This is a genomic window from Marinifilum sp. D737 (assembly GCF_026672275.1).
In the GTDB taxonomy this organism is placed as follows: Bacteria; Bacteroidota; Bacteroidia; order Bacteroidales; family Marinifilaceae; genus Marinifilum.
Genome location: NZ_JANQCD010000014.1, coordinates 108324 through 121434, shown reverse-complemented (window position 1 = coordinate 121434; position 13111 = coordinate 108324). Strand labels below are relative to the sequence as shown.

The 13111-nt window shown below is 35.3% G+C and carries 9 protein-coding genes and 3 riboswitches; of the genes, 6 read left to right on the top strand and 3 right to left on the bottom strand.

Annotation, left to right across the window (positions count from 1 at the left end; all coding sequences use genetic code 11):
• Positions 1–349 precede the first annotated feature (349 nt).
• A riboswitch (cobalamin riboswitch) is annotated at positions 350–484 on the top strand.
• 88 nt (positions 485–572) lie between these two features.
• From NQ163_RS10440 to NQ163_RS10415, 6 genes are all read left to right on the top strand, one after another.
• Positions 573–1757, top strand: coding sequence for an ABC transporter substrate-binding protein (locus NQ163_RS10440; RefSeq protein WP_268190279.1), 1185 nt, complete (start codon positions 573–575; stop codon positions 1755–1757).
• A gap of 7 nt (positions 1758–1764) precedes the next feature.
• Positions 1765–2817 carry an iron ABC transporter permease gene (locus tag NQ163_RS10435; RefSeq protein ID WP_120240064.1) on the top strand — a complete coding sequence of 351 codons (1053 nt, stop codon included), beginning with the start codon at positions 1765–1767 and terminating at the stop codon, positions 2815–2817.
• Positions 2810–3856, top strand: a complete 1047-nt coding sequence (locus tag NQ163_RS10430; RefSeq protein WP_268190278.1) for an ABC transporter ATP-binding protein — start codon at positions 2810–2812, stop codon at positions 3854–3856. Before NQ163_RS10435 ends, NQ163_RS10430 begins: the two co-directional genes overlap by 8 nt.
• A gap of 62 nt (positions 3857–3918) precedes the next feature.
• Positions 3919–4127, top strand: a riboswitch (cobalamin riboswitch).
• 163 nt (positions 4128–4290) lie between these two features.
• Positions 4291–6444, top strand: a complete 2154-nt coding sequence (locus NQ163_RS10425; RefSeq protein WP_268190277.1) for a TonB-dependent receptor plug domain-containing protein — start codon at positions 4291–4293, stop codon at positions 6442–6444.
• A 139-nt stretch (positions 6445–6583) separates the two neighbouring features.
• Positions 6584–6789, top strand: a riboswitch (cobalamin riboswitch).
• A gap of 92 nt (positions 6790–6881) precedes the next feature.
• A complete protein-coding gene (locus NQ163_RS10420; RefSeq protein WP_268190276.1) occupies positions 6882–8867 on the top strand; it encodes a TonB-dependent receptor in 1986 nt (661 codons plus the stop codon).
• A gap of 12 nt (positions 8868–8879) precedes the next feature.
• Positions 8880–9956 (top strand): hypothetical protein, encoded by a 1077-nt coding sequence (locus tag NQ163_RS10415; RefSeq protein ID WP_268190275.1) that lies wholly within the window; start codon positions 8880–8882, stop codon positions 9954–9956.
• Between the two features lie 181 nt (positions 9957–10137).
• Here NQ163_RS10415 and NQ163_RS10410 read toward each other — a convergent pair whose 3' ends face one another.
• The 3 genes from NQ163_RS10410 to NQ163_RS10400 form a co-directional block, all read right to left on the bottom strand.
• Entirely contained in the window at positions 10138–10773 is a 636-nt protein-coding gene (locus tag NQ163_RS10410) for a hypothetical protein (protein ID WP_268190274.1), read from the bottom strand.
• 108 nt (positions 10774–10881) lie between these two features.
• Positions 10882–12084 carry a 6-phosphofructokinase gene (locus NQ163_RS10405; protein WP_268190273.1) on the bottom strand — a complete coding sequence of 401 codons (1203 nt, stop codon included), beginning with the start codon at positions 12082–12084 and terminating at the stop codon, positions 10882–10884.
• A gap of 363 nt (positions 12085–12447) precedes the next feature.
• Positions 12448–13110, bottom strand: coding sequence for a DUF4159 domain-containing protein (locus NQ163_RS10400; RefSeq protein WP_268190272.1), 663 nt, complete (start codon positions 13108–13110; stop codon positions 12448–12450).
• Position 13111 lies beyond the last annotated feature (1 nt).

The following is a 13111-nucleotide window of genomic DNA, read 5'->3' as shown; positions in this document are numbered from 1 at the left end:
AATTCATCAGAAAAGCAGCAGAGCTGCGTAAGATTTATAGTTTGATCATCTAAGAGTCTACTTAGGTACAGAGTACCGTAACTTTCATTTTTGTTGGTGTTTTCCCTTTAATCATGAATGTTTTTCTGAAAGTCTTGAAAAGTTTGAATCGTGAAAAAGTAGAATAGTTGTGAAATTCCAAAGTCAATTCAAGCACTGCTGAGTAGTTTTTATTCCACAATTTTACACAATAATAAAATAACGAAAAGCTTTCATTTCTGTTGGCGATTCTCATTTTATCTTAAAAGTTTTTGTGGATTGTAGTAGTATTCTATTGTTTTGTAAGGTATTTTTATTTCCAAAATATTGCATAGCTTTGCAGCAATTGGGTTTCTTGTTTCAAGAATGAAAAGGGAATTTGGTGAAAATCCAAAGCTGTCCCCGCAGCCGTAATACTTTCCTAAGATAGTTAAGTCGGAATACCTGCCTAATTAATGAAACTATTTCGTGACTTCGGGGAACTGAGTAACGAGAGTATAATTTTGAGAATTGTATTTTCTTATCATCCTTCCCCACAATAATTTGTGGAAGAAATGAACTTATTAAAAACGATCGGCCTAAACTTGTTGCTTCTGACTGTTTTAGGTTTTGTTGCATGTCAATCAGGAGAGCAAAAAAAGCAGACTTCACAAAATTCAGAAACTGGCGTTGCTGATAAGGCTTTTTATCATCACACAAAACTGAAGTATGCAAAAGGATTCGAAATCAACATTCTGGATAATAACTTAAAGGAGTTAATTGTTTGGGACCCTTGGAATGAAGGAAAGGTTTTTCAGAAGTATTACCTTAAAAACAGGGGAGATCAATTTAAAGGAAAACTTCCTGATGATGGTTTGCTGGTAGATGTTCCCGTTAAAAGTATTGGTGCACTTTCGAATACTCAAATCGGAATTTTAAAATTTTTAGGCGTTGAGGATAAAATTGTAGCTGTTTCTTTACCGAATAGGATTTACGATGAGGAAATTGACAAGAGAGCTAAGTCTGGTGAAATTCAGGCAGTAGGTCATTCTGAAACACTGAATTTTGAAAAGATTGTTGAAATCGATCCGGATTTGGTAATGGTGGCTGGTTTTATGAAGATTACCGATAGAGAAACCAAGTTGATGCAAGCAGGATTACCTGTTGCCTATAATATAGAATGGATGGAATCTTCGCCTTTGGCTCGTGCCGAATGGGCCAAGTTTATTGCGGCCTTTTTTAATAAAGAAGCAGAGGCCGAGCAGCATTTCGATGAGGTTGAAAAAAGATACAATGATTTAAAATCAATTGTAGCTACCGTTAAAAATAAGCCAACAATTCTTTCAGGATATAACTTCAAAGGCACTTGGTACATGCCAGGAGGACAATCATATTTGGCTCAATTCCTTAGGGATGGAAAGGCCGATTATTGCTGGTTTTCGGATAGTACAAGCGGAAGCATGCCTTTAAGTTTTGAAACGGTGTTCGACAAACAACATGATGCCGATATTTGGTTTGGTCCGGGGCAATGCCGTACCATAAAAGACCTGGAAAATCTGGATGATAGGTATACTTTGTTTAAGTCGTACAAAACAAAGCAGGTATTTTGTTACACCAAAAGAATGAAAGAGAGTGGTGCCAATGATTGGTTTGAATCTGGAGTAATGCAGCCTGATGTGGTATTTAAGGATATTATTAAAATTTTACATCCGGAATTGTTACCGGATTATGAATTGCATTTTTATCAGAAATTGAATTAACAGAACTATGATTTCTCAAAAAGGTAAAATTGTATCTATTTTATTTGGGGGTTTAGGCCTTATTATCATTGCTTTATTGCTGCTTGATCTAATTTTCGGATCGGTAAATATTCCTTTTGAGAAGGTGTTTGCAATATTGTCGGGCAGCGAGGTGAAAACTTCATGGAATTATATTGTGCTTAATTTTAGATTACCCAAAGCTTTAACAGCCATTTTGGTTGGAGCTGGATTATCGGTAACAGGATTAATGATGCAAACATTGTTTAGAAATCCTTTAGCAGGACCTTTTGTTTTGGGAATTAGTTCGGGAGCTAGCTTAGGTGTTGCTTTAATGGTAATGGCCTCGGCAATTGTTCCAGCCTTTTTCGGAGCAGTTTCTGCTTTGCTAGGAAACTGGGCTTTGGTGGTGGCGGCCGTTGCAGGTGCGTCCCTAGTGTTTTTGCTGGTAGCGTTAGCCTCAATTCGTATATCCGATAGTGTCTCTTTATTGATTATAGGAATCATGTTTGGTAGTATTACCGGGGCAATCGTAAATATATTACAATACTTTAGTGAACCCGAACAAATACAGAGTTTCATTGTTTGGACATTTGGTTCTTTGGCTGGTGTAACATGGACAGAGATGCAGGTAATGGGGCCAATTGTATTTACAGGTTTAGTTTTGGCATTTTTCCTGATAAAACCTATGGATGCACTACTGTTGGGAGAAAACTATGCCCGAGGAGTAGGAATATCAGTAAATAAAACCAGAATCGCTGTAATCATTAGCACGGCTTTAATCGCAGGAACATTAACGGCATTTACTGGACCAATTGCTTTTGTGGGGGTTGCAGTTCCGCATATTGCACGATCTATTTTTAGAACAGCAAGTCATAAAGTGTTAATGCCAGCTGTGGTTCTCATTGGTGCAGCAATCATGTTAATTTGTGATATATTTTCTCAATTGCCAGGGAATCAAAATACATTGCCTATTAATTCTGTAACAGCCTTATTTGGTGGACCAGTAGTGATTTGGGTAATTATGAGGAGTAGAAATGTAAAAGCATCCTTTGGTGGATAATGGAACTATGAAAGAGGAGAGAGAGCATCAAAATATATTGGTTACCAAAGATCTTGCAATTGGTTACAAACAATCGAAGAAAGATACTTTGTGTTTGCTGTCTGATATCAATCTAACGATTCGTAAAGGTGAAATGGTTTGTTTGCTTGGCCCTAATGGAGCAGGTAAATCTACTTTGATGAGAACCATTGCCGGTATACAATCTCCATTAGATGGTTGTACGTTGGTTGAGGGCATTCCAATTCGAGATAGAAACTTTAAAGAAATTGCACAGCTCTTAAGTATCGTTCTTACGGAAAGGATTAATGTTGGTAATCTTACCGTATATCACATAGTTTCTTTGGGGCGTCATCCGTATACTTCCTGGATGGGGAAATTATCTGATGCTGATAATGAAAAAATAAAATGGGCTCTCGAGCAGGTTGGATTACTGCATTACGCGAATCACTACATCAATCAATTGAGTGATGGTGAACGTCAGCGAGTAATGATAGCAAAGGCTTTGGCACAAGATACGCCGTTAATCATGTTGGATGAACCTACAGCGCATCTCGATCTGCCGAACCGTGTTGAAATTATGCGTCTCTTACATCGTTTGGCAAGAGAAACCAATAAAGCCATTTTGATGTCTACTCATGAGTTGGATTTGGCTTTACAAGCAGCCGATTTAATCTGGTTGATGGCAAGAAATCAACCCGTAAAGGTAGGTGCTCCTGAAGATTTGGTATTGAATGGCAGTATTGAAGATACCTTCCAGAATAAATCTTTCAATTTCGATAGAAAGACCGGTAATTTTATCATGAATTACCAGAAAAAACAAACCATTCAACTTTTGGGTAATGATGTAATGGGATTTTGGACACAGCGTGCTTTGTCTCGTGAAGGATACCAGGTTACCTGTGAGCAAGTGGGAGACTGTTGCGTGAAATTACTGGAAGATACTATGAAATGGGAAATCCACCAGAATGGAAGCGTTACATGTTGTAACAGTATTCAGGAGTTAATTACCTGCCTAAAAGAAACTTTACACACGAATTAATTGAGCTTGAAAAAGATGTTGAATAAACGATCTTTTTAAGAAAGTTGTAGCGAAAATTTGTATACATTTGCGCTGCATTTGGTTTTTTACTTCTCTATTATCAGAAGTAGAAATGAAAAGGGAATCCGGTGAAAATCCGGAACTATACCCGTAGCTGTAAGTTCTAATACAGCTTTTTGAAATACTCCTTGCCACTGTCCCGATACATAGGGATGGGAAGGCCTCAAAAAGTAGAACAAGTCAGAAGACCTGCCACTGCAAACATTTAAGTCATTGCTTTCGGGAAAAAGAGCAAGCGAATGAAAAAGTAATAAATAACTAAATAAGGATTTTTCTGCCAAAACTGGTCCTTTACGGTATGTTGTGAAATTTCTTTTAAGCTCCCTGTCTGCATTGCATTAGTTAATCTTATTTTCATTTTATTCTTTAAAGACATGAAAAGAACGTTTTTAACTGCTTTTGCATTGCTGTCATTATTTAACGCTGCTGTAAAAGCTGATGAAGTGCCAAATTCAACTGATGACAAAAAGGTTGTAAAGCATTTGAATTTAGAGGAAGTTGAAATTAATGCTTCCAGAGTGAATGCCAAACTTAAGGATTTACCGCAAAAAATTGAGGTGATTACTCAAAGAACCATTGAAGCATCACCAGCCGTTGATGTGGCAGGCTTGTTAAAAAGATCAGCATCGATTGATATTTTGCAATATCCAGGTGTACAGGCAACGGTTAGTATGCGTGGTTTTACTCCTTCGCCAAGTGTAAAGTATACTGTGATTTTAGTGGATGGAAAACCAGCTGGTACTGAAAATATTGCAAGTATTAACTTGCAGAATGTAGAACGAGTAGAAATATTGAAAGGTCCTTTTTCTGCCCAATATGGATCGGCAGCTATGGCTGGGGTTGTGAATATTGTAACCAAAAATAGCACAGGAGAGTTAAGTGGAAGATTTGATACTGAGTATGGAAGCTTTAACACCTCAAAGTTAAACTTAGGATTAGGAGGAGCTGTTTCTGAAAGGATGGATTTTGACCTGGGATTTGCATTCAACAATCAAGGGAAAGATTACAAAACCGGTAATCGTAACTTGTATGACGAGAAGTATGCAAAATCGATTCTCGATGAAAGTACTTATGGAGAAAGAATGGAGAATACGAAATTCACTACCTACAATTTGAATACTCGATTGGGAATTAAACTAGCAGAAGATTGGAAGATTAACCTGAACGGAGGATACTACAGAGGTGATGATATCGAAACTCCTGGTAACTTCTGGCATACCGAAGGAATGGACTCTAAAGATATCGAACGTTTTACAACTGGTTTTGATGTAGTGGGTAAAAACAAAAATCATAGCATCAAGTTCTCTCCATTCTATTCAAACGAGGAGAATAAAACGATTGATGTTGGTTCTGATGGATACGGTGATTTTGAAAGCGTGTATAAAAATTACGGTTTTCAATTGACAGATTCCTACCAAATAGGAAAACACAATCTTGCATTAGGTTTGGATAATAAAACTGAAAAATACGAAAGTACCAACTTCGATACCAGCGGAAATGTTGAAGCTCCTTACCAGCCAGATTATAAAAACATTGCTACAGGAGTTTATACCCAGCTACAATTCAAATTACTAAACGACAAGTTGAATTTGATGCTTGGAGCAAGAGGAGATCATATCAAGTTTAAATTGGAAGCTGATGATTTGTTAGGAAATGATAAAAGTAGTGAAGACTATTGGGAACTAACAAGCAATATTGGAGTTAAATATGAGATGCTGAAAGGTTTATCTGCTCATATTAGCTATGGAGATGCTTTTTTAGCTCCGAAAGCATATCAAGTTGCGGGAAAATACACTCGAGGTACATCAACCACAGTAGGAAACCCGGATTTGAATCCTGAAACATCTAAAACAATAGATTTTGGATTATCTTATAATAGCTATAGAAAAGGCATTAATTTCGATTTTACCTACTTCAAAACGGATCACAAAGATAAAATCATCAGAAGTTATTTGCCTGATTACAGTACAACCTATATAAATGCACAAAGTGCAGATATGAATGGATTGGAATTAAGCACTTCCTACGATTTTGGTGCATTAAAAGACTATGATTATTCTTTGAGATTGTATTTAAATTATACTCACTTGATTGATGCTACAGTAAAATATAAGGATGCAGAAGACAATCAGTTGGAAGGAGAAATGAGATACGTGCGTGATAACACAGCTTCATTTGGTATTGAATTCGATAACTTAAAAGGATTTTCGACAAGATTGAATGGAAGATATATTGGTCACAGATACGAGAATAACTACATGTACCTTGCGGATTATTCCAATTGGCCAAACATTACGAAGGAACCAATTGTATATAATGAAAAAGAGGTGCGACCAGATCTAGTTAATGATGAATTGTTGCGTCACCCGGTTTCTTATGTGTTTGATTATTCAGCCAGCTATTCTTTTAACGAGAACTATACTGTTGGATTTTCAATTTCAAATTTATTAGATGAAAACTATACCGAGAAAGATGGATATAATATGCCAGGAAGAGCATTTATGGCAAAATTCTCATATCAGTTTTAAGATATAACATTTACGACAAAACAAGGGGAATCTATCTTAATAGATTCCCTTTTTAGTATAAGTGAATGTTTTGTTAATGACTGATAGACAGTGTGTTTTAAAATAGTTTGTGAATAGTGGATTTATTGGTCTTTTTTCATACATTTGCAACGCATTTGGTTCTCGTACATTTGTTTCTTAACAAATTGAGATGAAAAGGGAATCCGGTTCAAGTCCGGAGCTGTTCCCGTAGCTGTAAGCTCAAATAAAAAGCTTTTATACTGCGATACCACTGTTCCTAATAGGGATGGGAAGGTTGATAAAAGTTGAGCAAGCCAGAAGACCTGCCAATCTGCATACAATTTTTCAAAACATTCGGAGAAGGTGTTTGGAAAACGATAGGTTTTAGTAGCTCAAACTGTTGTTATCCCAATGTTTTCTTCATTATATAGATGATAATGAGAAGAGTATTTGTATATATCCTGTTGTTTTTTGCTTTAAGTCCGGCTTATTCAAATTATACCGATGGTTATCTTAGTTCAAGTGATAGTACTTCTGTTTATACAAATAAAAAGAAAATTGTAACGGTATTTGATACCATTCTGTTGAATGAAGTTGTGAGCTATGGGAAGCTAAAGAAATACCAATCAGGGGCAAAAATCGAAACCATTCCCGTTTTGCAATTTGATGCTCACCGCGATGGAAGTTTAGAGCAGTTATTGTCAAGAACTTTGCCTATCACTTTAAAATCAACGGCTGGTACATTATCAACTATACGCTTACGAGGTACTTCTCCTGATCATACCAGTGTCAATTTTGGAGGAATTAACCTTAATTCTTTAACACTTGGACAGTCGAATATGAGTAATGTGCCGATGTACTTGTTCGATGAGGTAGGTGTTCAATTTGGTAGTGCCAGTACTGTTAATGGTTCAGGAAGTATTGGAGGAGCTATTCATCTGGGGCTAAAAAACAATTGGACAAAAGGGGTTAAAGCAGAGGCTAGAATATCTCATGGTTCTTTTGGTGAAGAGTTGTATGGTGCAAAAATATTTTTAGGAAATGGAAAGTTTGAATCGGTGACTCGTGCCTATTATTATAAAAAAGACAACGATTTTAAATTCACGAACACCGAGGTACGTGATTTTGAAAATGGCATTTTTCAGCAAAAGGATAAACAGCGAAATGCAAATGTTGAAAACAAAGGTTTAATTCAAGAATTCAATTATAAATTTTCCGATCAGGAAACACTCCTATTTAATCTTTGGTTAGAGAAAGATTGGCATTTGATTCAGCAAAACATGCAAACTAATCTTACGAAACCTGATTTTAAAGAACCATATGAAGACAAGCATATCAGATTGTGGACATCTTATAAAAACCATAAAAGAGCCATTAAGTATGAGATTAGTGGAGGCTATGTGTATGACAATGGTATTCATAATGATCATACAGATGATACTATTCAAACTCAACGAATAATTGGAGAGGCATCAATTGAACATGAGCTAAATAAAAAAATAAGTTATAAGATCGGAGCAAAAGCTAGTAGAATTTATCCTACAGTTTACACTTATTCCAGTGATCTTGATTATGAAGATAGAGTTGATTTTTATGCCTCTTATTATCACAAAATTAATCGTAAACTAACGGCAACAATTAATTTGCGTCAAGGTTTGGTAACTGATTACAGTGTTCCGTTTACACCAAGCCTGGGCTTTAAGTACCTTCTGTTTTCAAAAGAAATTCATGCACTAAGTATAAATGGAAATATCGCTAAAAGTTATCGTGTACCTACCTTTAATGATCGTTTTTGGGGTGATCAGGGGAATCCTGATCTGAATCCAGAGAAAGGAATGAATTATGAGTTGGGTTTTAAGTGGAATTATTCAAACAAAGAGATTTTTGGGCACTTTCAATTGAATGCTTTTTATTTAAATATTGATGATTGGATACTGTGGGTGAATGATAATGGTTGGTATCCTAAGAATGTTCAGGAAGTAGAAAGTAAAGGGTTGGAATTAATGACACACTTGAATTACTCACTTTGGGGATTAAAGGCAAGTTCAGGATTAAATTATACTTATACCTCGACAGAACGTAAAAAATCACAGACTAATTCAAGTGCAATCGGGCGCCAAATGGAATATGTTCCATTACATAGCGGTAATGTCTACTCAACAGTTCGTTATAAAAACACCAATTTTTCGATAGATTGTAAGTATACCGATAAACAATTTACCAACGAAGAGGATAAAAACATTCTGTCATCTTATTTCCTTCTAAATTTTTCGGTAGGTCACCAGTTTAAATTGAATGACAAAAATAGAATCAAAATAAAAGGTCTGGTTAATAATATCCTTGATGCTGATTATCAGTCTACATATGGATATGCGATGCCAGGTGTTAATTATAGACTAAGCTTAACTTATAATATCAACTAAAATAAACTAGAAATGAAAATCAAGTTCAAATTTTTAACAATGTTAGCTATTGCTGCTACTTTATTTGCTTCATGTAGCTCAAGTGATAGTGATAATGATCCTGGTGTAGGTACTTGTTATGTAGTTAATTATGGTGCTTTTAACGGAGCTAAATCGAGTATTTCGGTTTACGATAAAGAAAGTGATATTATAACCAACGATCATTACGAAACCGTAAATACTGTTTCAATGATTTCTAATGTGCAATATGCATACAATTACGATGGCAATGTATACATGATGGGGAACAATGCAGATCAGGTTTTTTGGATAGATAATAAATCATGGAAGCAAACAGCAAATGGACTGGAAGATGACATTATCAAACCACGTTATTGTGTAGCAGATGGAAATTACCTTTATGTATCATGTTGGGGAGGAGATATTTGGACTGACATTACACTTTCTTACATTGCAAAGGTAGATTTAGATACTAAAAAAGTTGTTAAGAAAATTGCTTTAGAAGGTGGACCTGAAGGTCTAGCTATAGTTGATGGTAAGTTATATGCTGCCTTAAATTATAAAAAGAACATTGCAGTTATTGATTTAGATACAGAAGATATCAGCTATATAGAAACTCAAGCTGTATCGAGTTATTTAATAAAAGACGATAATAATAACCTTTACGCTTCTCAAGTTAGCAGTTATTCATCTCCTTCAACTGAAACAGGCTTAGCTTATATTAATACAACTACAAATGAATATGAGTTATTGAAATTAGAAGGTATCAGTTCCAGCTATGTAAACATTATGTCCTTCAATAATGATTTTTCAAAGCTATATGTAATGACTTCAGCTTATGATGCTAGTTACAATATATCTGGTGCTATTGCAGTACTTAATACAGAGTCTAAAAGTTTTGCAGCTACAAATTTAGTTGAAGGCATTTCGGGAATAAATGGAGTAGGATTCTACGATAACAAAGTATGTGTATTTACTTCGTCAAGTACTACATCAAATGGTAAGTTTGTGACTTACGATACTGAAGGTACTTTGATTAAAGAATATGAAACTGGTATTGCTCCATTTATGCTTTTAGAGATTAAGTAATTGTAATGATTGCATTGAATAGAATATAGAGCAAACGTAAGTTTGCTCTTTTTTTTATATCTAATTTACTTGCAAATTCAATTGTTAAATTTGAACGAGAAGCATATTTGTGAGTAAATCCTGACACTGTCCCAGAAAGTGTGTAAAAGAAACTCCTCAAGCAATTGAGGAGTTTTCTGAATTAGTTTAAATTCTTTTTCATGATGGATTTGTTATCCTTTTTGTCAGCTTCAAATCCCATTTTTTCCATGTATTTCAGCATTTGTGTAGAATAACAGTATACCGATTTGATATTGTGATCGCTTAAGCTTTGTTTTAAGCTTTTGTACAAATAATCGCCAACTTTAAAATCTCTGTATTGAGGAAGAGCGTAATCCAAGTCTATTTTTAATTCGTTATCTTCTTGTGTACCGATAAAAATTCCTGCCACAGCCATATTTCTCAATACAAAAATTCCCAACTGCTTCTCTTTCTTTTCAAAATTTGGAAAGAAATTACTAATGTCTTTTTTGTAGTAGTCTAAAAGGTGTATTAGCAATTCATCGTTATCTTTTATCTCAATTACTTTAAAATCTTCTTTTTGTCCATACATCTTTTTCAGATTGTAAATATTGGCACACACAATTAAAAAGTTCATGATTCCTACAGGTAAGGAGCCGATTAAAAATCCATAAGTCGAGAAGAGAATAGCTCCTGCCAAATTGTACCATCGAAGTTTTATAATCGATGTCATGCTTAATGATACCAGTACAAGAACAGATGCAGCGTATCCAATCCATTCCAATACAGAAATACCTAAAATGTTAAATTCTAACATAAGAGTTAAGTTTAAATAAATAATAAATTAAAATGGGAATGGTTGTGAAAGTAGAAACCTTTCAACACAATGTTGAAAGGCTTCCCAAATTTACAAAATTATGTGGAATTACAAACCTGTCATTAAAAACAATGGCTGAAGTTCAAAACTATTATACTTTGGTCTTAATCTTTCTATATTGTAATATCGATCAACATCTACCAATTTTTTCGAGCTGGTGACGATGTCAATAGGTGCATTGTCGTATCTTCCGTTACGCAAAGTGATTAAACGTCCGTGAATTCCTTTAATAATTAAATCCAATGCCAAATTACCAAAGGCCATCGGAACAATTGAATCAATTGCATCCGGATCACCACATCGTACCATATAGCCTAGCTTTTGATTGATAACATTAATAGGTTTGGAATTATTGAACTTAGGAGATAGAATCTTCATTTGTTCGGATACTTGATCGCCAATACCACCGAGTTTTTTGTGACCATAGTCATCCATTACATGATCCTGGAAAATCATTTCTTCGCCAGTAAAAGCTGCTCCTTCCGAAATCAGCACAACCGAGTATCTGCTTGGGTTTGAAAATCGATCCTGAATCATTAACTCTGTTAGGCGTTCAATATCAAAATTGTGTTCAGGAATAACACAACGGTTGGCTGCACCGGCCAAAGTGGGCAGAATAGCTGTAAATCCGGCATAGCGACCAAATACTTCAAGTACCAATAAGCGTTCGTGCGAACCAGCCGATGTTCTTAAACTGTGAGTGAGTGATATTGTTCGGGTAATGCATGTACTAAATCCAATACAATAATCGGTTCCAGGAACATCATTATCCATGGTTTTAGGAATGGCAATTACTTTAAAACCTTCCTGGTATAGACGAACTCCGTAACTTAAGGTATCATCACCTCCAATCGGAATCAAATAATCTATATTTAAGAAATCAAGATTGGCAAGAACTTCTTCCGTCAAGTCATTTACATCCTGATCATATTTGTCTTTCAGGTGTGTAGGAACTCTTTCTCTGGATGTTTTAGATGGATTTACTCTTGAAGTATGCAGAAATGTACCTCCTGTACGACCTACTTTGTTTACCAACTCTTCGGTTAAAACTTCAAAGTTTTCACTATTGTCCGCCTTTTCATCTCTTACGATATCAATCAGACCTCTCCAGCCTTTTCTAATACCGATTACTTTATAACCTTCTCTTAATGCTCTAATGGTAACGGCACGAATTGCAGGATTCAATCCGGGAACATCACCGCCACCTGTTAAGATGCCTATTATCCCTCTACAAGAATTATTATTTTTCATAGCAATAAACTTTAGTGATTGATATCAAATTTAAAATCATTCAAATCAAGGAGAGAAAAATCCTTTTGGATATATTGTTTCCTTAAGCCTGAAAGCTCTTACTTTCTCCATTGCTGAGAACGTAAGCAATCCCAAAGCTTTCGGGATTTCTAAAAGTTTTCTGCATATAAATAGTTTGACCTCCCAATGCCCTTCGAACCCAATACATTTCGTTTATATCTTACTTTATGCAAGGTTCAAAAAACTTTTCAACTCTTGATTTGTATAAAATCACTATAAGTTATCATTTTGTTAATGAAAATTCAAAATGTGTATGAAGTATTAAGGTAGAAGTGATGGAGAATTAGGTAATTAAGAATAAATCTAATTACTGAAAGCAAAAGAGATGATGTTAGCACCCATTTTTAAGGCTTGTAAATGTTTTTCTTTGGTATCATTATGAACTGAAGTATCTTCCCATCCATCTCCTAAATCCGTTTCGTAGGTATAGAAGCAAACCAATCTTCCTTTGTAAAAAAGTCCAAAACCCTGTGGTGATTTTCCATCATGTTCGTGGATCTTAGGAAGTCCGGTTGGGAATTTATAGACCTGATGATATATAGGATGAGAAAATGGCAGTTCAACCAGATCTTCGTTTGGGAACACTTTTTTTATTTCTCTTCTGAAATAAGCATTCAATCCGTAATTGTCATCAACATGTAAGAATCCACCGGCCATTAAATATTTTCTAAGATTAATAACTTCCTGATTGCTTAGTACAATGTTACCATGTCCCGTTAAATGGATAAAAGGCAAAGAAAATATTTCCGGGCTACCCACTTCAACAGTTATAGGTTCTGCCTGAATGTTTGCAATTTGATTTTTGTTGCAAAACTGAATAAGGTTTGGCAATGAGCCCGGGTTTGCATACCAATCACCACCTCCATTATACTTTAGCAAACCAATACGTACCGTTGTATTTTGCGATCGACCGCTAAAGCTCAAAAGTATGAGGAATGTAAGGAGTATGTAGTGTTGAATTCTCATT